Annotated in this window: 17 protein-coding genes and 1 pseudogene; 6 read left to right on the plus strand and 12 right to left on the minus strand. The window is 74.0% G+C overall.

Annotated elements, in window-relative coordinates; genetic code table 11:
* A partial coding sequence (locus ACFU5F_RS32515) for a TetR/AcrR family transcriptional regulator (protein ID WP_383895071.1) occupies window positions 1–610 on the minus strand: 610 nt, incomplete at its 3' end.
* Window positions 611–753: 143 nt separating this feature from the next.
* Between ACFU5F_RS32515 and ACFU5F_RS32520 the strand changes: the two genes are divergently transcribed.
* A complete protein-coding gene (locus tag ACFU5F_RS32520) occupies window positions 754–1,404 on the plus strand; it encodes a TetR/AcrR family transcriptional regulator (RefSeq protein WP_383895074.1) in 651 nt (216 codons plus the stop codon).
* A gap of 48 nt (window positions 1,405–1,452) precedes the next feature.
* Here ACFU5F_RS32520 and ACFU5F_RS32525 read toward each other — a convergent pair whose 3' ends face one another.
* The 6 genes from ACFU5F_RS32525 to ACFU5F_RS32550 form a co-directional block, all read right to left on the minus strand.
* Window positions 1,453–2,607: a thiolase family protein gene (locus tag ACFU5F_RS32525; RefSeq protein ID WP_383895077.1), complete on the minus strand. Its 1,155-nt coding sequence runs from the start codon at window positions 2,605–2,607 to the stop codon at window positions 1,453–1,455.
* Window positions 2,604–3,032 (minus strand): Zn-ribbon domain-containing OB-fold protein, encoded by a 429-nt coding sequence (locus tag ACFU5F_RS32530; RefSeq protein WP_383895079.1) that lies wholly within the window; start codon window positions 3,030–3,032, stop codon window positions 2,604–2,606. The genes ACFU5F_RS32525 and ACFU5F_RS32530 overlap by 4 nt, the downstream gene beginning before the upstream one ends.
* A 19-nt stretch (window positions 3,033–3,051) precedes the next feature.
* Entirely contained in the window at window positions 3,052–4,170 is a 1,119-nt protein-coding gene (locus ACFU5F_RS32535; RefSeq protein ID WP_383895081.1) for an acyl-CoA dehydrogenase family protein, read from the minus strand.
* Window positions 4,167–6,803: a putative PEP-binding protein gene (locus tag ACFU5F_RS32540; protein WP_383895084.1), complete on the minus strand. Its 2,637-nt coding sequence runs from the start codon at window positions 6,801–6,803 to the stop codon at window positions 4,167–4,169. Before ACFU5F_RS32540 ends, ACFU5F_RS32535 begins: the two co-directional genes overlap by 4 nt.
* A complete protein-coding gene (locus ACFU5F_RS32545; protein ID WP_383895086.1) occupies window positions 6,800–7,432 on the minus strand; it encodes a hypothetical protein in 633 nt (210 codons plus the stop codon). The genes ACFU5F_RS32540 and ACFU5F_RS32545 overlap by 4 nt, the downstream gene beginning before the upstream one ends.
* Before the next feature lie 94 nt (window positions 7,433–7,526).
* Window positions 7,527–8,387 carry an enoyl-CoA hydratase/isomerase family protein gene (locus ACFU5F_RS32550; protein ID WP_383895088.1) on the minus strand — a complete coding sequence of 287 codons (861 nt, stop codon included), beginning with the start codon at window positions 8,385–8,387 and terminating at the stop codon, window positions 7,527–7,529.
* 119 nt (window positions 8,388–8,506) lie between these two features.
* Here ACFU5F_RS32550 and ACFU5F_RS32555 point away from each other — a divergent pair, with 119 nt between their 5' ends.
* Window positions 8,507–9,715 carry an acyl-CoA dehydrogenase family protein gene (locus ACFU5F_RS32555; protein ID WP_383895091.1) on the plus strand — a complete coding sequence of 403 codons (1,209 nt, stop codon included), beginning with the start codon at window positions 8,507–8,509 and terminating at the stop codon, window positions 9,713–9,715.
* A gap of 134 nt (window positions 9,716–9,849) precedes the next feature.
* On the opposite strand, the gene ACFU5F_RS32560 is transcribed toward ACFU5F_RS32555, so the two are convergent.
* Window positions 9,850–10,080: a DUF6480 family protein gene (locus ACFU5F_RS32560; RefSeq protein WP_383895094.1), complete on the minus strand. Its 231-nt coding sequence runs from the start codon at window positions 10,078–10,080 to the stop codon at window positions 9,850–9,852.
* A gap of 243 nt (window positions 10,081–10,323) precedes the next feature.
* Here ACFU5F_RS32560 and ACFU5F_RS32565 point away from each other — a divergent pair.
* A pseudogene (locus ACFU5F_RS32565) lies at window positions 10,324–10,574 on the plus strand ((2Fe-2S)-binding protein); the annotation flags it as partial.
* Between the two features lie 28 nt (window positions 10,575–10,602).
* A complete protein-coding gene (locus tag ACFU5F_RS32570; RefSeq protein ID WP_383895097.1) occupies window positions 10,603–10,887 on the plus strand; it encodes a DUF1360 domain-containing protein in 285 nt (94 codons plus the stop codon).
* A 159-nt stretch (window positions 10,888–11,046) separates the two neighbouring features.
* Here ACFU5F_RS32570 and ACFU5F_RS32575 read toward each other — a convergent pair whose 3' ends face one another.
* The 3 genes from ACFU5F_RS32575 to ACFU5F_RS32585 all read right to left on the minus strand — a co-directional run bounded on the left by ACFU5F_RS32575 (window position 11,047) and on the right by ACFU5F_RS32585 (window position 16,605).
* Window positions 11,047–13,413, minus strand: coding sequence for a prolyl oligopeptidase family serine peptidase (locus tag ACFU5F_RS32575; RefSeq protein WP_383895100.1), 2,367 nt, complete (start codon window positions 13,411–13,413; stop codon window positions 11,047–11,049).
* Window positions 13,386–15,170, minus strand: a complete 1,785-nt coding sequence (locus ACFU5F_RS32580; protein ID WP_383895103.1) for an N-acetylglutaminylglutamine amidotransferase — start codon at window positions 15,168–15,170, stop codon at window positions 13,386–13,388. Before ACFU5F_RS32580 ends, ACFU5F_RS32575 begins: the two co-directional genes overlap by 28 nt.
* 244 nt (window positions 15,171–15,414) lie before the next feature.
* Window positions 15,415–16,605 (minus strand): YbdK family carboxylate-amine ligase, encoded by a 1,191-nt coding sequence (locus tag ACFU5F_RS32585; protein WP_383895107.1) that lies wholly within the window; start codon window positions 16,603–16,605, stop codon window positions 15,415–15,417.
* A 228-nt stretch (window positions 16,606–16,833) separates the two neighbouring features.
* On the opposite strand from ACFU5F_RS32585, the gene ACFU5F_RS32590 reads away from it, so the two are divergent.
* Entirely contained in the window at window positions 16,834–18,375 is a 1,542-nt protein-coding gene (locus ACFU5F_RS32590) for an AMP-binding protein (RefSeq protein WP_383895110.1), read from the plus strand.
* Between the two features lie 28 nt (window positions 18,376–18,403).
* On the plus strand, window positions 18,404–18,718 hold the full coding sequence (locus tag ACFU5F_RS32595; RefSeq protein WP_383895112.1) for a hypothetical protein: 315 nt from the start codon (window positions 18,404–18,406) through the stop codon (window positions 18,716–18,718).
* Here the strand turns inward: ACFU5F_RS32595 and ACFU5F_RS32600 are convergent.
* Complete coding sequence (locus ACFU5F_RS32600) at window positions 18,715–19,509, minus strand: class I SAM-dependent methyltransferase (protein ID WP_383895115.1); 795 nt, start codon at window positions 19,507–19,509, stop codon at window positions 18,715–18,717. The two genes, ACFU5F_RS32595 and ACFU5F_RS32600, sit on opposite strands and share 4 nt — an antisense overlap.
* Between the last annotated feature and the right edge of the window lie 138 nt (window positions 19,510–19,647).

Consider the following 19,647-nt stretch of genomic DNA (forward strand, 5'->3'; position numbering starts at 1 on the left):
GTTCGGCCGCCGCCGGGTCCGCGATCCGCTCCGCGAGGTCGCCGACCTCGCGGACGAACGAGCGGTGCCCGAGCGACCGGTACACGTCGTCGCCCCGGACCTGCGAGATCGCCGCGGTCTCCAGCAGCGCCAGCAGGCCCAGGCCGATCACCGCCGCCTCCGGCTCGGAGGCCGACGTACGGGCCTTGTGGATCAGCCGTACCAGTTCGGCCAGCAGGTCCGCGCGGCTCTGCTGGCGCAGCGCCTCCGCCTCCTGGCTCATACCGGCCGACGACACGAAGAACACGGTGGCGGCGGACCGCTGCTCGCCCAGCCACGCCAGCAGCGTGGTGACGGTCGGCCCGATGTCCGTGCCGGGCTCGTGGGCCTCGGTGAGTGCCCGCAGCTCCTCGCGCAGGGCGGCGGCGAACACCCGCATCCCCTCCGCCAGGACCTGGTCCTTGGAGGAGAAGTGGTAGTACACCGCGGCCGAGGTCATCTCCGCACGGGCGGCGATGTCGGCCACCGTCACCTCGTCCGGCGACTGGGTCGCGAACAGCTCCGTGGCTGCCTCGATCACCCACTGCTTGCGCGAGGGACGGTGGGCGGCGCGGGTCCCGGATGTCGTCATGATGTCAAGTATGCCGGGACCTGGATGCTCCGGAGGCCCATGTTCAGCAACAATTCCGCCGCCCGCCGGTCGGAGTTACTGGATAACATGGTCAGTACAGAGGATCGGCGGAAGCGGTCCACGGCAGTCGCCAGGGGAGCACGATGGCCACCACGAAGAACGGCAAGCAGCCCGCCCACCGCCCCTCGCGACGGCAGCACATCATCACCGCCGCCGTGCGGGTGTTCGGCCGCAACGGTTTCGCGGAGACCAGCATCCAGGACATCGCGGCCGAGGCCCAGGTGGTGCCCACGGCCGTCTACTACCACTTCGACGGCAAGGAGGAGCTGCTCGAACTCGCCATGCGCCGCGTCTTCGACCAGCTGAACGCGGTCGTGGAGGCCGCCCGGCCGGAGTCCGAGCCGGGCGATGCGGAGGGTCTGCTGCGCGTCATCGACGCCGTATGGGAGTGGGTGGAGCGGAACCCCGACGAGGCCCGCCTCTATCAGGTGCAGTTCGCCTCCGCGAGCGGCAGCGTCAAGGCCCTGCGCGACGAGTTCGAGCAGCGTCACATCCAGCGGGGCTACGACTACCTGCCCGAGGGCACCACCCGCAGCCCCCGGGCCGCCAAGGCCCGGCACGCCGCGCAGGCGCTCGCGGTCCGCACGCTGATCAGCACGACCATGCTCGTCACGGCGCTGCGGGCGGAGGGGGGCCCGTTGTCGCAGATGCCCTCCCGGGCCGTGCTGGAAGCCGTCAGGGCGCTGGCGCTGCGGATCGTCGCCGAGGAGAAGCCGGCCCCGGCACGCCCCTGAGGCGTCTCACCGGGGCGGCGCCCCCAACGCCCGGCCGCCCGCCCGTCCTCACACCGTGAGGACCGAGCAGGCGCTGATGCCGGGCGCCCCGTACACGTGCGTGAAACCCACCCGGGGAGCGCCCGGTACCTGTATGCCCGGTGCCCGCCCCTGCAACTGCCGTACGACCTCGTGGAACTGCCGCAGCCCGGAGGCGCCGACCGGCTCTCCGCCGGCCAGACAGCCGCCGTCGGTGTTCACCGGTATCCGGCCGGTGGGGTCGGTGTCCCCGCGGGCCAGCAACTCCTCCTGTTCGCCGTGCCCGCAGAGTCCGGTCTCCGCCAGGTGGATCAGTTCCGAGCCGCTGTCGGTGTCCTGCAGCTGGGCGACCCGTACGTCCGCGGGCCGCACACCGGCCGCGCGGAAGGCGGCCTCGGCGGCATCGACGCTGGGGCTGCGGTGCGGTCCCGGCGGCAGCCAGGGGGAGAACACCTCGAAGGAGCCGAACCGCCGGGTGCGCAACGCCAGCGCCGCTAGCTTGACGGGGCGTTCGCACAGGTCGAAGGCGCGGTCGCCGAGCGCCAGCACGAGCGCCGCCGCGCCCTGGCCCGGCGAGCAGAACATGTACTGGGTGAGTGGAGGGCTGACCTCGGCGGAGTCCAGGATCTCCCGCTCCGTGAGCGGCTTGCGCCGCCAGGCCAGGGGGTGGTGCGCGCCGTTGCGGAAGGCCCGCGCGGCGATCGTCGCGAGCGCCCGCTCCGGGATGCCGTGCTCGTACAGGTACCGCTGGGTCTTCAGGGCGAAGAACTGGGTGGTCAGCATCATGCCGGTCTCGGCGTACCAGTCGCCCAGGCCGTAGCGGGCCGCGGAGACGTGGAAGGCGCCCCGTTCGTGCTTGTCGAACCCCACCGCGAGGCCGAGGGCGGCCTCGCCCGCGCGCAGCGCGTTGGCCACCGCGAGCACGGTGGAGGCGCCGGTGGCGCAGCCGTTCTGGACGTTGACGAACGGTACTCCGGTCAGGCCGAGGCGGCTCACCAGGGTGTCGGGCTTGCCGGAGACGTCGGAGCCGCCGGCCGCGTGACCGATGTCCTCCCAGGCGACCCCGGCGTCGGCCAGCGCCTCGCGGACCGCCCGCTCGGCCATGTCCATGCCGGTGACGCTCTCGTCGCGGCCGAAGGGATGCATCCCGCATCCGACCACGTAGACGTCGTCGGTCCGGCTCATCGCTCCCCTTCCCCGTCCGGCCGGAACGCGAAGGTCAGGACCTCGGTTCCGTCGTCGTCGCGGTAGGCGGGCACCGTGGTGAGCCGCACCGGCAGCCCGATCCGGATCTCCGCGCGGGGAACCGCGAGCCGCGCCTCGACCAGCACCTCACCGAGGTCGACATAGCCGACGTGGTACGGCCGGTGGGCGCCGGCCGGCGGCCGGTAGGGCGGCTTGGGCGGGAACGCCTGGAGCGTCCAGGACCACACCCGCCCGTGCACCGGCAGCACATGATCGGCCATGGGCCCGTCCGAACACCTGGGGCACGAGTCCTGCCGGGGGAAGACGACTGTGTGGCACCCCGGGCAGCGGGCGCCCACGAGGCGCGACGGTGCCCCGTCGGGCCCGTCGTCGAACAGCGAGTCGTCGATGAGTCGGGTGGTCATACCGGTTCCGCCTTTCACGTCACCAGCCCAGCAGCCCGGCCAGCCGTTCCCGGTGGTGCGTGGCGCCGCCCAGCAGGACGGCGTCGGACTGGGCCCGCCGGAAGTACAGATGGGCGTCGTGCTCCCAGGTGAAGCCCATCCCGCCGTGCAGGTGCACGCACTCGGCGGCGACGGACACGAATGCCTCGCACGCCCACGCCTGGGCCACCGCCGCCGCCTCGGCCAGCGCCTCGGGCGAGTGGGCCACCCGGACGGCACGCGTCACCGCCGAGCGGGCGCCCTCGACCTGGAGCAGCATGTCGGCGCAGGTGTGCTTGACCGCCTGGAACCCGCCGATCGCCCTGCCGAACTGGGTACGGTCCCGCACATGGGCGACCGTCATGTCCAACGCCGCCTGCGCACCGCCGAGTTGCTCGGCCGCCAGGGCGACCAGGGCCACGTCCAGGGCCCGGGAGACGACCTGCGCCCCCTCGCCGCCGGTGGTCAGGGCCCGGACCCGGGCGCCGGAGAGGGTGACCACCGCCTGGCCCCGGCTGAGGTCCAGGGTGGACACCCGGCGGACCGTCACCCCCGGCACGCCCGGGTCGACGAGGAAGAGGTCCACGCCGTCGGCCCCGGCGGCGGCCACCACCAGCGCCCGGGCGTCGGCGCCGTCGAGGACGAACGGCGCGGTGCCGTCGAGGACCGGGGCCCCGCCCTGCCAGGAGACGGCGACCGGCACGGCCCCGGGCCGCCACGTCCCGTCGGGCGACGCCACCGCCAGGGCGTGCACCGTGCCCTCGGCCAGCTCGGCGAGCGCCTTCTCGGCCGTACCGCAGCCGGCGAGCACCTGCCCGGCCAGCACGGTGGAGGACAGCAGGGGGACCGGTGCCAGCGTCCGGCCCAGTTCCTCGCAGACCACGGCGATCTCGGCGAGTCCGCCGATGCCGCCGGCCGGCTCGGGCAGTCCGAGGGCGGCGAGGCCGACCTGCCGGCCGAGGGTGTCCCACAGCGCGGCGTCGATGCCCGGGGAGTGCTCCGGCAGTCGCCGCACCGCCGCGGTGCCTCCGGCGTCCGCGCACACCGACCGTACGGTCTCGCGCAGGTCGTCCAGCTCGGCGTCGGACAGGGCCGGGCCGCCCGTCACGGTGCTCGTCATCGTGCGCTCCCGATCCCGCTGTCGCTCTCGTCGTGCCGTTCGCGCCGGGCACTGTGCGCGGCCGCCATCCGGGCCACCGGCACGCGGTGCGCGGAGCAGGAGACGTAGTCGAGGCCGAGGCCGTCGCAGAACGCGATCGACTCCGGATCCCCGCCGTGCTCCCCGCACACGCCCAGCTTGATGTCGGGCCGCACGCTCCGGGCCCGTTCGACGGCCAGGGCGATCAGGGCGCCCACCCCGTGCGGGTCGAGCCGTGCGAACGGGCTGGCCGTCAGAAGGCCCCGCTCCTCATAGGTGGCGAGCACCTGGCGCTCGACGTCGTCGCGCGAGAAACCGTAGGTCAGCTGGGTGAGGTCGTTGGTGCCGAAGGAGAAGAACTCGGCGTGTTCGGCGAGTTCGCCGGCCAGCAGCGCGGCGCGCGGTGTCTCGATCATCGTGCCGAGCCGGTACGGAACCCGCACTCCGGTGCGCGCGGCGACCGCCCCGGCGGCCTCGCGGACGTACGCGGCCGCGGCGGCCAGCTCCTCCGGCAGGCTGACGAGCGGGATCATCACCTCCAGCTCGGGCCGGACCCCGCCGGCGGCGACGTCCGCCCAGGCGGCGAAGAGCGCCTCGGCCTGCGCGGGGTAGAGCCGCTCGTGCAGCAGCGCCAGCCGTACCCCGCGCAGCCCGAGCATCGGATTCGCCTCGCGCAGCGCGGCGGCCCGCTGCTCCTCGGCCGCGTCCGAGGCGTGTCCGGGGGCGGGCAGGAACTCGTGCAGCGGGGCGTCCAGCAGCCGCACGGTCACCGGGCGGTCGCCGACGGCGGCCAGCAGCGCCCGGAAGTCGTCGTGCTGTGCCTGTTCCAGCGCCACCAGCGCTTCGTCGCGGGCGGCCGGATCGGCGGCCAGGATCACCCGGCGGATCAGCGGCAGCCGGTCCCCGAGGAACTGGTGCTCCGTCCGGCACAGTCCGACACCTTCCGCGCCCAGGGCGACGGCGGTGCCGACCTCGGCGGCGGTGTCGGCGTTGGCCCGTACGCCCAGTCGGCGCATGCCGTCCGCCCAGGAGAGCAGGGTGGACAGTTCGGGCGGGGGCCCGGCGACGCCGACGCTCAGCGTCCCCGCGTAGACGGCGCCGGTACGGCCGTCCAGCGACACGGGGTCGCCCTCGCGGAGCACCCGGTCGCCGATGCGTACCGTCCCGGCGGCCCGGTCCACGTGCAGCCCCTCGGCGCCGCACACCGCGGGTGTGCCGGCACCCCGTGCCACCACGGCGGCGTGCGAGGCGATGCCGCCGGTGCCGGTGAGTACGGCGGCGGAGGCCAGCATGCCGGGGACGTCCGCCGGGGTCGTCTCATGGGCCACGAGCACGACCGGGGTGCCGTCCGCGCCCCGTTCGAGGGCCCGCTCACTGGACAGCACGACCACGCCGGTCGCCGCGCCGGGCGAGGCGGGCAGCCCCTTCACCAGCAGGTCCTCGTCGCCGGTCAGCCGGAACCGGGGGTGCAGCAGCTCCTGCACCTGCGCGGGGCCGATCCGCAGGACGGCCTCCTCGGGGCCGAGCGCGCCGTCGCGGGCCAGATCGGCCGCCAGGCACACCGAGGCCCGCAGCGGCGGCCGCTGCTGGGCGGAGGCGGCGAGCAGGGAGATCTCGTCGTCACGCACCTCGAAGTCGACGCAGACGGGCGCGTGCAGATGACGTTCGAGGGTGAGCAGCGAGTGCTCCAGCAGGGCCCTGCCGCCCACGAGACGGTCCAGCGGTTCACCGGTGTGCGGGGGCGGGGCACTACGCCGCACCCCACGGAAGAACGAGCCGTGCGGGGAGAGACGGCCGGTCTCGGGATGACGGCTGACCGCCGTGCCGTGGCCCGAGCGGTCGGCCGGGCCGATGCGCAGCGCCTGGACGTGCAGGGCGATCCCCAGGTCCGCGGGCAGCCGCTGGGCCTTGCGGGACCTCCTGGCCCGGGGCGAGTCCCACCGGGCGAGGAGGGCACGGGCGGCCAGGGCGAGCTGCCGGGCCGGGTCGTCGGGAAAGGGCTGGGTTCCGTGCCGTGCGGCCAGGCCCAGCAGCGCGTCGATGCGCGCCCGCGGCTCGGGGGTGTCGAGGAGGGCGTCGTCGAGCACCGCGCCGGGTACGTCGAGGGCGTGCTCGGCGATCAGCCGCACGGTCGCCGTCCACACCTCGAACAGGGCGTCCCCCCGCCCGATGACGCTGCCCAGGGCGTCGGCGTTCGTGGCCGTGACACCGAGACAGGCGAGGTCGGGCGGCAGTCCGGCGATCTCGGTCGGTGCGCTCGCCGACAGACGCAGCAGCAAGGGACGGGCGGTGTCGCCGATCCGTCGTCCCGCGAGCTGTTCGACCAGGCCGACGGCGGCTTCGGCGGTGCCGGCTTCGCACAGGGAGGCGGCGGCCCCGGCCGGCACGGTGAGTCCCGGGACGACCGGCAGCCCGAGGGCCACCAGCCCGTCCATCGCCGCGCCGTGGGCGCCCAGCTCCGCGGCGTCGAGCCCCCGGCCACGGCCCTGTCCGTACGGCACCAGGACCCGGCCGGGGGTCTCGGGAGACGGGGTGGGCGGTGTCTCGGTGCCGACCGGGACGAGTGGGGCCCCGGGCCGCGCGAACGGTCCCGCCCCGCGGTCGGTGACGCTCAACCCCGGCTCCTCGTGACCAGTTCCTCTTCCCGGGCCTCGTCCTCGGCCCGGCTGATGCCCAGCACGAGCAACAGCTCCTGGTGCAGCCGCATCCACACGGTGTGGTACGAGTCGCACAGCGGCGAGGCCAGCCACTTCACCGCGCCGTCGTCGAAGTGGTCCAGGGCCTCCTCCAGGTCGGTCAGATACCGTCCGCTGCCTGCGAGGACCCGCTCCAGCCTGCGCAGCACGGGCTGGATGGCCTCGTGCACATCCTCCAGCGACTCGCGCACCCCGGCGTCGTAGACGCTGTCGGAGTGGTCGTTGACGGTGCCGTCCGGGCGGCACTGCCATGCCGTGCACACCTCGCGGATCTTCCGGTTGACCGGCAGGAACGCCTCGTACGCCGTGATGATCTGCTGCTCCTCGGCCGATCCCGGCGGGACGCGCAGGACCTGTGCGGCGGTGGCCTTGGCACGCTCCGTCGGCAGCACGAGCGGGCCCTTGACCATCGCCAGCCCGGCGTCGACCAGGGGGCGGTGCTCCGACTCGGGCCTGCCGCGCCACATGCCCCGCAGAACGAGGTCCACGACGGCTTCGGTGAGCGTCTCGTCGGAAGCGTCCGGAAGGTCCACGGCAGCAGATTGCATCGCCACACCATTTCCCCGGTTCTGTGGTGACCGGTTCCTCGGTTCTGTGTTGCCCGGAGGTTACGCTCCGGCGGGCCTGTTAGTGAAGAGGGATTCAAGAAACACTTTCCGCGTCCCGGGGGCGGGCCCCGCCGTCGCCCGGCCGTGCACGGTCTCGCGCGCGGTCCCGGGAGCGGTCCCGCGCGGCGAGGAACGAGGCCATGCGCTCCTGTGCCTCCGGCCGGCCCGCCAGGGCCGCGATCTGCCGCGCCTCCTCGGCGAGATGCGTGGCCAGGGAGTCCTCGTCCCGGCCGCGCAGCAGGGCCTTCGCGGCGCGCAGCGCGTCACCGGCGCCGGCGGCCAGACCGGCGGCGGTGCGGTGGGCGGCGCCGTCCAGCTCCCCGTCCTCGACGCAGCGGGAGACCATGCCCCACCGTTCGGCATCTTCCCCGGTCAGGACCCGGTTGGTGAGGACCAGGTCGGCCGCCGGCCGGGGGCCGACCAGCCGTGGCAGGAACCAGGAGGCCCCGCAGTCCGGCGTGAGCCCGACGTCCGTGTACGCCAGCCGGAACCGCGCCGACCGTGCCGCCAGGACGATGTCCCCCACCAGGGCGAGCCCGACGCCGCCGCCGGCGGCGGCACCGCGCACGGCGGTCACCACCGGTACCGGCAGTGCGTGCAGGGCCTGTATCGCGGCGTGGGCGGCCGTCGCCACGGCGTGCACATAGGCGCTCGTCCCTTCGCCGAGACCGGCGAAGGCGCGCAGGTCACCGCCGACGCAGAAGGTGCCGCCGGTCGCCCGCAGCAGGACCGCGCCGCCCGGGTCCGACGCCACCCGGGCCGTGGTGTCCCGCAGCGCCTCGGCCGTCGCCAGGTCCAGGGCGTTGCCCCGGCCGGGATCGTCCAGCCGCACCTCGACCACCCCGTCGGGGTGGCGGACGACGCGGACCGGCTCGGGACTCGTGGAGTTGCTCATGGGACGTGTCTCCTGTCGTCTTCCCGTCGCCGGGTTCTCTCGGCAAGATACTGAAGACGCTATACAGTTTCTAGACGCGACGGGACCCGGTGCCCGTACGCCCTTCGGCGGGAGGCCCCGTGCCCATCCAGTTCGACATCGATCCGACGGTCGCCCAACTTGCCGCGTCCACGTCCGCGTTCGTCCGCGACGTGGTGATCCCGGCCGAGCGCGCGTGCGGCGGGTCCGTCCACGACGCCCCCGAGGACCTGCGGCAAACCCTCCAGAAGGGCGCCCGTGAAGCGGGCGTGTTCGCTCCGCACGTGCCGGTGCGGTGGGGCGGACACGGACTCGACCTGCGCGGACAGGCGGCGGTGTTCGAAGCCGCGGGCTACTCGCTCCTCGGGCCCCTGGCGCTGAACTGCGCGGCGCCCGACGAGGGCAACACGCATCTGCTGGAGAAGGTGGCCACCGAGGAGCAGCAGGAGCGCTATCTGCGCCCGCTCGCCGCCGGCGAGGTCCGCTCCTGCTTCGCCATGACCGAACCGGCCCCCGGAGCCGGGGCCGACCCCCGCTCCCTGCGGACCACCGCGACCCGCGTTCCCGGCGGATGGCGCATCGACGGGCGCAAGTGGTTCATCAGCGGGGCGCACGGCGCCGCCTTCAGCATCGTCATGGCCCGCACCTCCGGGAGCCCCGGCGACCCGGGCGGCGCCACCATGTTCCTGGTCGACGCGGGCACCGACGGCATGACCATCGTCCGGGACATCGAGACCCTGGACGAAGGACTCTTCGCCGGGCACAGCGAGATCGTCTTCGACGGCTGCGTGGTCGGGGAGGACCAAGTGCTCGGCGCGGTCGGCGAGGGCTTCGCGGGAGCCCAGGTCCGGCTCGGCCCCGCCCGGATGACGCACTGCATGCGCTGGCTGGGAGCCGCACGGCGCGCCCAGGACGTCGCACTGGAACGGGCCGGCAGCCGCACGGCGTTCGGCTCCGTCCTCGGCGACCTCGGCATGGTGCAGCAGATGCTGGCCGACTCCGAGATCGACATCGAGGCGAGCCGCGCCCTGATCCTGCGCACCGCCTGGGAGCTGGACACCGGCTCGGCCGCCGCCGCCCAACTCACCTCGATCTCCAAGACCTTCGTGGCGGAGGCCGTGAACCGGGTGGTCGACCGGGCGGTGCAGATCTGCGGAGCCCTCGGCATCTCGGCCGCCGACGCCCCGCTGGCCCGCCTGCTCAGGGAGGTGCGGCCGTTCCGGATCTACGACGGCCCGTCGGAGACCCACCGCTTCGCCATCGCACGCCGCGCCGTACGGCCCTACCGGCGGCCGACAGCGGACGCGTGACCTCCTCCCCGGGGGGGCCGGACGCGCCGCACCGTACCCGGGGCCGGACGGCGAGCGTGCGGCCGTGATTCTTCCTCGCGGGGGAGGGCGCCTCGTGAGCGTGAGCCCCCGCGCACGCCCCGTACCCAGAGGTGTCAGACCATCAGGGAAACCGCCATACCGATGAGCCCGATCGCCACCAGAGCCGTCACGACCATGATCACGACGATGGGCATGGGCCCCCACCCCTTGCTGCGCAGCTCGGGCGGCTCCGGATGGGAGATGCCGTAGGTGCCCCCCTCGCCGGGAGGGGTCTCACCGGGTGACACACCGCCGCCCGGCCGGCCCCCCGGGACGCGTCGCGGGTTGGAATCTGGAGTGGTCATGGCACACGCTTCTTCCGTGGAGTGCAGGGTGCGTACCGGCTCTCGACCGGCCGGGTACCCAGGGGCGCGGAGACCGCACACGACCTGCTCATCCCCGCGACCGAGCGGTGCCGACCGCCCCCCGTTCACCCGGACCGGCCACCGAGGGGCCGCCGCAAGCGACGTACGGAGGGGGTCCGAAGCGCCGCCACTCGCCCCGTTTGCCCTCTTCGCGGGCGGGGACCCGCCCGCCATGAGTACGCGATCACGTCGCCTGACCGGGCGGACACCGTCATCGACGCGCTCCCGCCTCGGGGTGAGGTCCCTGCCGCTGGGGCGCGGCCGGGACCTGCTGCACGGCGGATGGCTGGGGCATCCGGTGCATCCGCTGCTGGGCCAGGTGCCGATCGGCACCTGGCTGTCCGCGGCCGTGCTCGATGCGCGCCCCGGCCGCTCGCGCGAGGCGGGGCTGCTGGTCGGAGTCGGTCTGGCCGCGGCCGCCCCGGCGGCCGTCGGCTCAGCCGGCTCCTGAGCAAGGCCGCGGTGACGAGCCCCCTGCGGGCCCCCTTCACGCGGTACGTCGGCCCGCAGGGCGCGGCCGAACTGCACGAGGAGGCGCGGCCCGAGGGTGGCAAGGACACCGTCGGCGAGCTGGTGACCTGCCCCTTCTGCGTGAGCGTCTGGGTGGCCTCGACCCTGACCGCGGGCCGGCTGCTCTGGCCGCGCGCGACCCGTACCGCGATGGGCGCCCTCACGTCCCTGGCGGGCGCGGACGCCCTGCAACTGGCGTACGGCGCGCTGATGGGCAGGGCGACGGCGGACGAATGAGGGCCGATGAATGAAGGCCGACGCATGAAAGATGAATGAAGGCCGACGCATGAAAGCCGACGAATGAAGGCCGCCGAGCGGGACCGGCGCGGGGGAGGGCTCCGCGCCTGACGCAGGCTGCCCAGGGGCACAAGACCGCACATGACGGTGCAGGCGGTGTCAGTCCGCGATGTGCCGCTGGATCCAGTCGGCGGCGGTCCGGCGGAAGAGTCTGCGGCTGTCCGCGCGCAGGAAGTCGTGGCCCTCCTCGCGCAGCAGGAGCAGTTCGGCCTCCAGACCGCGTTCGCGGGCCGCGCGGACGAACTGCTCGGACTCGCCGAGCGGCACATTGGTGTCGTGCTCCCCGTGGACGGTGAGGACGGGAACCCGCAGCGCGTCGACGCGGGTCATCGGGGACAGCGAGCGCAGCAGTTCACGGTCGTGTTCCGGATGGCCGTACTTGTGCGCGGCCGACTCCGCGATCCACGGCTCGGTGCCGGCATAGAAGGTCGCGAAGTCGGACATGCCGCAGGCCGCGACGCCGGTGCGGAAGAGGTCCGGGTGCCACACCAGGCAGGCCATCACCAGGTAGCCGCCGTACGAGCGGCCCATGACGGCCAGCCGTCGCGGATCGGCGAGGCCGGCCACGACGACGTGGGCCGCGCAGTCGGCGACGTCCTCGATCGCGGCGAACCTCCCGGTGCCGAGGTCGGCGTCGACGAACGACCTGCCGTGTCCCGACGAGCCGCGCACGTCCGGCGCGAACACGTCCACACCCCGGCCCAGCAGTTCGTGGTAGAGCGGGTTGAAGACCGGGCGTTCCTGTTCCTCCGGGCCGCCGTGCAGATGCAGGACGCAGGGCGCCGGCACCCCGGGCCCCCGGCCCGGCGCGCGGTAGTACCAGCCGTTCAGCGGCAGGCCGTCGCGCGCCGCCAGCCGCAGCGGAACGGGACGCACGGGGGGACGGCCGGGCGGCACCGCGTCCTCGTCGCGGGACGACCACCGCGTGCGCCGCGCCGTGCCGTCCGGGAACCACCACACGCCCGGCCGGCGCTGCGAACCGGACAGGGCCAGTACCAGTCCGGCCCGGCCGCCGACCCGCGGGACGCGGGTCACCACCTCGTGCGGCAGCGCCACCGTCTGCCGCGGCCCCGTGCGGGCGTCCTCGCCGGCCGGCGCCGAGACGGCGGTGACCTCCAGCTCACTGGCCCCGCGCACGTTCCAGGACAGTGCCGCCGTACGCCCGTCGCGCCCGAAGGCCAGCAGTTCCAGTCCGCAGTCCGCGCGCTCGGCGGCGACGGACAGCCCGAGCCCCGCGCCGCCGGGGTCCAGGCGCACGGCGAACAGCGCCGCGAACTCGCGGGAGGCGTCGCTGCGCAGCCACAGTGTGCCGCCGTCCGGGGAGAACCGGCCGATCCACGGATCACCGTCGGCGACCGGCAGGGCGAAGGTGGTCCGCAGGTCGGTGGTGCGGACGACGAGGGCCTCACGGCGCCCGCGCGGGCCCCGGCGCACCAGGGCCAGGCGTCCGTCCCGGCTGATGTCGCACACGCGCAGGGTGGCGGCGCCGCGCTCGACCGCCAGCAGGGCGGGGGCGGCCACGCCCAAGGGATCGACGAGGTAGGCGGCCAGCCCTCCGCCGGCCGCGTCGGCGGACGCACTGTCCGGCCCGGGCGACGGCCCGGCCCCCGACAGGTGCGGGGGATCGTGAGCGTCCCCGGCTTCATCCCCTCCCCGTGCGGTCCGAGTGTGGGCGGCGGGACCGGCGTCGCCGTGGTGCGGACCGCCCAGCAGCACCGCCCGGCCGTCCCGGGCGGCCCACCCCGGCGGGCGGCGGGCGGTGTACGTACCGGGGTCGGCGAGGCCGGGCTCCGCGAGGGCCGGCCACTCCTCGGCCTCGCCCTCGCCCGGCGCGGGAACCGGCTCGGCGACGGTGACGGCGACTGCCGAGCCGTCGTGCTGCCAGCAGCCCAGGTAGGCGGAGCTGCCGGGCTCGGCACCGGCCAGGATGCGGCGCCCGGTGCCGTCGGGGCGCACGCACAGCACGCGAGTGTGCTCGCCGCCGCCCGGCGCGGTGGTGTAGGCGATCCAGCGGCCGTCGGGCGACCAGGCCACCTCCTTGACCGGATGGGGATCGGAGTCCAGCAGATGGACCTCGTGTCCGCCGACCGGGCCGCTCCATAGCTGTGGCACGCCCCCGCGGTCGCAGATGAAGGCGACGTGCGCGCCGCTCGGATCCACCGACGGATACCAGCAGCCGTGGGACCTCAGCGGCTGGGGTGTGTCCAGCGGGCCGGCGTTGTCGGGCAGCGGGACCTGCGCCGGCGCCGGAACCGTGACGGGCGTCGTCGGGGACACGGCCGTCGTCCCGGCGGCCGGGGCCGCGCCGTCCTCCTCGGCCCGCCACGGCACCCCGTCGACGACGTTCTCGCCGACGGGGGCGCGGGAGGGGAGACCCGGCGGCCGCTGCGCCGCGGCGTCCGTCGCGGAGTACGCGTTCCTGGCCCCCTGCGCGCCGGTCAACTGATTCCGTGCGTCTGCAGCCATATCTCCAGCAGAGCCACCTGCCACAACTGGTTCGCCCCTCGCCTGGTGCGGTGCTCGTCCGGCGCCGACAGCAGCCGTTCCACGTACGCGTCCTGGAAGACGCCCCGTGACCTGGCCTCGGGCGCCGTCAGGGCCTCGCGAACCCGGCTCAGTACGGGGCCGGCCATGTGCTTGACGGCGGGCACCGGGAAGTACCCCTTGGGCTGGTCGACGACCGCGGAGGGCAGGACCCGGCGGCCGGCGGCCCGCAGGACGCCCTTGCCACCGTCGGCGAGCTTCAGTTCCGGCGGGCAGGCGGCGGCCAGCTCCACCAGCTCGTGGTCGAGGAAGGGGACGCGGGCCTCCAGCCCCCAGTCCATGGTCATGTTGTCGACCCGCTTGACGGGATCGTCGACGAGCATCACCTCGGCGTCGAGCCGCAGCGCCGCGTCCAGCGCGGTCTCGGCGCCCGGGCGGGCCATGTGCTCCGCCACGAAGCGGCCGGACACGTCGTGGTCGGGCAGCAGAGAGGGCTGGACGATCCCCGCCAGCTCGGAGTGCGACCGGTCGAAGTACGTCTCGCCGTAGACCTCGTGCGCGCGCTCCCGCTCGACGGCGGCCATGTCCGGGTACCAGTGGTAGCCGGCGAAGACCTCGTCCGCGCCCTGGCCGCTCTGGACGACCTTGACCTCCTTCGCCACCTGCTCCGACAGCAGGTGGAAGGCCACCACGTCATGGCTGACCATCGGCTCGCTCATCGCCTCGATCGCCGCGTCCAGCGCGGTCGACACCCGGTCCGAGGGGACCATCAGCTGGTGGTGGTCCGTGCCGAAGTGCCGGGCGACCAGGTCGGAGTAGGGGAACTCGTCACCGCTCTCGCCACCCTCGGACTCGAACCCCACGCTGAACGTCGCGAGATCGCGCTGCCCCTCGTCGGCCAGCAGGGCCACGATCAGGCTGGAGTCGAGACCGCCCGACAGCAGGACGCCCACCGGCACGTCGGCGACCATGCGCCGGCGTACGGCGGTGCGCAGCGCGTCCAGGACCGCGTCCCGCCAGTCGTCCGCGTCCATCCCCGCGTGTTCGGGACGACGGGTGTAGGGGGGCCGCCAGTAGCAGTGGTCGCGCTGGCTCCCGTCCGGCTCGATGACGCGTACGGTGGCGGCCGGCAGCCTGCGCACGCCGGTGAGGACGGTGCGGGGCGCGGCCACGGTGGCGTGCCAGCTCATGTACTGGTGCAGCGCGACCGGGTCGAGCGAGGTGTCGACGCCGCCGCCCGCCAGGAGGGCCGGCAGCGAGGAGGCGAACCGCAGCCGTCCCGGCGCCTCGGCCAGGTACAGCGGCTTGATGCCGAGCCGGTCACGGGCCAGCACCACGCGCCCGGTGGTCAGTTCGACGATGACGAAGGCGAACATGCCGTAGAAGCGGTCGACGCAGGCGGTTCCCCACTGCTGGTAGGCCTTGAGCACCACCTCGGTGTCGGAGCCGGAGAAGAAGCGGTGGCCGAGACCGCGCAGTTCCGCGCGCAGCTCCTGGTAGTTGTAGACGCATCCGTTGAAGACACCGGCGATCCGCGCCTCGGGGTCGGCCATCGGCTGGGCGCCGCACTCCGACAGATCGATGATCTTCAGTCGGCGGTGCCCCAGTGCGACGGGGCCCTGGGACCACAGGCCCCTGCCGTCCGGACCACGGGGAGCGAGACGGTCGGTCATGCGCTCCACGGCCGCCAGATCGGGCCGTCCACCGTCGAAGCGGATCTCTCCGCTCAGGCCGCACATCAGGCCGCACCCCCTCGCAGGGGCCGGCCGCCGGCCTCGCTCGGGGGCGGACCCACGAGGGCGAACGAGCCGCTCGGATTCGCGTGCGTGTCGGTGTTCCTGCTGGGCATGCGAGCCACTCTCCTTGATCGCGGGCGGCACCGCACCACGGGCGGAGGACGGCCTTTCCGTCCGGTTTCACCGCACCGGGGTGAGTCGTCGGTGGCGACAAGCGGGTGCCTGCCTTCCTGCATGCGCTCGGGTATCAGCCGCCGAGGGTCCCCACCGAGAACGGCGCCGGGGCCCCGGGCGGGGCGGTGTCGGCCACCGTGACGGGTCGGCGTACGGCGTTGGCGGCGGGGCTCGGCGCGCGCTCGCCGCGGGTCTCGGCGACCAGCGAGGCGACGCAGGCCGGCAGCCCCTGCTCCCCGGCCACGCGGCGCAGGCGGTGCGCCGCGCTGCCCCGGGCCAGGGCCTCCTCCATGAGGACGGGCACGGTGTCCCAGTCGCCGAGGGCCTCCAGGGTCGGCCGCAGCCGTCGGAGCATCCCGCCCAGGACGGCAGGCGCGGGCTCGGCGGTTCGGGTGACGGGGTCGACCAGGTCGCCCTCCAGGCCGGACCGGGCGGCGCGCCAGACGGCGGCACGCAGCCACTCGTGCCCGCCCTCGCAGACCCGTCCCGGCTCCCGCTCCAGCAGGAGCCGGGCCTCCTCCACGAGGGCCCGGAACAGTCCGGTGACGAGCACGACCGTCTCGGGGCGCGGAGCGGCGTCGCAGATGCGCAGCTCCAGGGTCCGCTGGTGCTCGCTCGGCCGGAGGTCGTAGTAGACCATTCCCGAATCCTTGATCACGCCGGAGCGGATCAGACCCTGGACGGCGGCGTCGTACTCGGCGGCTCCGGCGAAGCAGCCGACCGGCCCGGCGGTGGGCCAGCGCTGCCACAGCATCGTGCGCCAGCTCGCGTAGCCCGTGTCCGCGCCCAGCCAGAACGGTGAGCTGGCGGACAGGGCCAGCAGCGGGGGCAGCCACGGCGAGACGGCGCACATGATCCGTACGGCCGTGTCCCGGTCGGGTACGTCGACGTGGACCTGCGCGCTGCACACCAGGTGCTCGTCCGCGACGCGCCGGTACTCCTCGGCCATGTACCGGTAGCGGAAGTCCGGGGTCGTGTCACCGGGCGTCATCCGCGCGAGCGGTACGGTCCCGGCCGCGACGACGGACAGTCCGACGTCGGAGGCCGCCGAGGCCAGCCGTCGCCGCGCTCCGGTCAGGTCGGCGTGCAGGGACTCCAGGGAGGCGTGCACCGGGCTGTTCCACTCCACCGCCGACCGCTGCAGCTCGGCCTTGAACTCCGGTCCGGGTACCCGGCCGAGAATCGCGCCGGCTCCCGGTACCAGCCGCCCGTTTTCCGCGTCCAGAACATGGAACTCTTCCTCTACGCCCACACGAACGGTCACGGTCTCTCCCTCGTCCGTCGCCCGAGGCCGTCCGCCGGGCCGGAGCCCCACCGACGACCGCTGCGCACCCCGAGTTCCCAACAAATGTTCACATAAGCCTCACCCTCGTACATCTGCTCCCAATACGCCCTGTCCGGGGACACGCCATGTCACCGGCCTCTGCCGCCGCCCGCACGGGATGCGGTTTCCTGGTCCGTGCCGGGCCGGATGCAGGGGAGTGGGAGACAGATGCGCGTTCCGATGACGATGGCCGACTTCCTGGACCGGGCGGAGCTGGGGTTCGCCGACAGCCCGGGGGTGATCGACGAGCCGGACCAGCCCGCGGCGCCGTTGCCGCCGTCGACGTACGGGCGGCTGGGGGAGCGGGTGCGGGCCTGGCAGGCGGGGCTGGACGCCCTGGGGGTGGGGGAGGGCGAGCGGGTGGCGGTGGTCAGCCACAACTCGGCCCGACTGCTCGAACTTCTGTTCGCGGTGCCGAGGGGTGGGCGAATCTGTGTTCCGGTCAACTTCCGGCTGAAGGCGGAGGAGATCGAGTACGTGGTGCGCCAGAGCGGTGCCTCGGTGCTGCTCACCGATCCGGAGGTCGAGGACGCGGTCGCCGGGGTCGAGGTGGCCCACCGGTTCACACTGGGGGAGCCGTCGGACGCCGAGCTGATGCGCTTCGGGGTGGAGCCGAAACCCTGGTCGAGGCCGGACGAGGACGCCACCGCGACGATCAACTACACCTCGGGCACGACGGCACGCCCCAAAGGGGTCCGGCTCACGCACCGCAACATCTGGGTCAACGCACTGACCTTCGGTCTGCACACCCGGGCCTGGGAACGCGACGTGTACCTGCACACGTTGCCGATGTTCCACTGCAACGGCTGGGGGATGCCGTTCGTGATGGCCGGTCTCGGCGCCAAGCAGGTGGTGCTGCGCAAGGCCGACGGGGCCGAGATCCTGCGCCGGGTGGACGAGCACGGCGTCACGCTGATGTGCGGCGCGCCGGCCGTGTGGAACGCGGTGCTGGACGCGGCGGCGACCTGGCAGGGCCCGGTGCCGGGACGCGACCGGGTACGTATCGTGTGCGCGGGAGCGCCGCCGCCGAGCCGGACGATCCAGCGGGTCGAGGAGGAGCTGGGCTGGGAGTTCACCCAGATCTACGGCCTGACGGAGACCTCTCCGTTGCTGACGTTCAACCGCGCGCGGCCCGGGGACGACGCGCTGCGGGGCGAGGAGCGGGCCCGGAGACTGTCACGGGCGGGGTTGCCGGCGCTCGGTGTGAAGCTGCGCGTGGCGGACTCCGGAGAGGTGCTGGCGCGGTCCAACGTGGTCCTCGACGGGTACTGGGAGAAGCCCGAGGAGACGGCGGCCGTGCTGGAGGACGGCTGGTTCCACACGGGCGACGGCGGGACGCTCGACCCGGAGGACGGCCATCTGACGATCTCGGACCGCAAGAAGGACGTCATCATCACCGGCGGTGAGAACGTGTCGTCCATCGAGGTCGAGGACACCGTCTTCGGTCACCCCGGGGTGGCCGAGGTCGCGGTCATCGGCGTGCCGGACGCGAAGTGGGGCGAGACGGTCAAGGCCCTGGTCGTCCGAGCCGAGGGAGCGACGGTGACCGAGGCGGAGATCATCGCCCACTGCAAGGAGCGGATGGCGGGATTCAAGGCCCCTACGAGCGTGGAGTTCCGGGACGCCATCCCCCGGACGGCGACCGGGAAGATCCAGAAGTTCAAACTGCGGGAGCCGTACTGGTCCGGGCACGACCGGAGCATCGGCTGACGGCCAGAACGCGTGAAGTCCCGGCAGGATGCGGGTGAACCTTCGGGGCTTCGTCGCCGACAGCGCCTGCGGCGGCCCGTGCGGCACCGCCCACGCCACCCCCGCGGGCCCGGGGATCTCGGGCCGGGTCATCAGCCGGACCACCGTCGACGGCACGGGCCACACCCGGCGGGAGATCACCCTCCCGCCGGGCCAGGTCACCGGCCGGCACCACCACCACGGGCCGCTGTTCCACGTCCTCCTGCACGGCTCCCCGTTCTCCGAGGAGGCCCCTGACCCGGGCTGCTCCTTCGAGCGAGCCCCCTGCAGGGGGCCGGCGCGCCGCGCGGCACCCCGCAGTTAGGCGCGGCGGCCCACGGCGACATAGGTGTGGCCGAAGAAACGGAGGTCGGACAGGGACCGTTCGGCCGCTCGGAACCCCTCGTCCCAGCGGGCGATGTCGTCCGGGGTGGCCAGACCCTCGGCGAGCAGGGTGTCACGCGCGGCCCAGGCGGGACCCCGCATGCCGGGCGGAGGCGTCATCACGTCGATGTGCCCCTCGTAGGCGCTGACTTCGAGGCCGGCGGCGGTGAGGAGTTCGTCGAGCCGGGTGCCGACGGTCAGGTCGTTGCCCCGGCGCCGGTGCAGCGCGAGATAGCGCTCGCTCATCTCCTCGTACGCGGCGGGCGCGCCCCGCAGCCGGAAGGCGGTCGCGTCGATGTCGACGAGGTACACCGTGCCGCCGTCAGGCCTGGCCAGCCCGGCCAGGTGGTCCACGATCGCCTGCTCCCGGCCGCCGTTGTGGGCGAGGACGTGCCGGAGCATCACCACGTCGAAGGTGTCCTCGGGCAGCGTGGTGGCCTCGGCGGAGCCGGTGGAGGTGTGCACGGGGACACCGGAGCGTTCGGCGAGCGCGGCGGCGACGGCCAGTGCACCGGCGTCGCGGTCCACGGCCCAGACGGCGCCCCCGGGGGCGGCGATGTCCGCCAGCCGCACGGAGAGCGCGCCCGGCCCGCACCCCACGTCCGCGATCCGCGCCCCGGACACCACCCCGGCAGCGGTCCACAGCTCGCGTTCCCGCCGCTCGGCGATGTCGGCCATCAGCCGGTAGCGCGCGATCTCCGAGTCGTCGAGGGTCAGTGAGTAGTCGGCCACGGAAGGGTCCTTCCCCTGGGCGTCGATGGCTCATTGTGGTCCGCGGAACAGCTGGCGCGGACCAGGACGCACAGGACGTTTCACCGGTTGCCGGGTTTGCCGGGTTTGCCGTGCGTCGCGGGGCGCGTCGCGGCAGCG

Origin of the sequence: Streptomyces sp. NPDC057438 (assembly GCF_042802995.1) — a bacterium.
Taxonomy (GTDB): Bacteria; Actinomycetota; Actinomycetes; order Streptomycetales; family Streptomycetaceae; genus Streptomyces.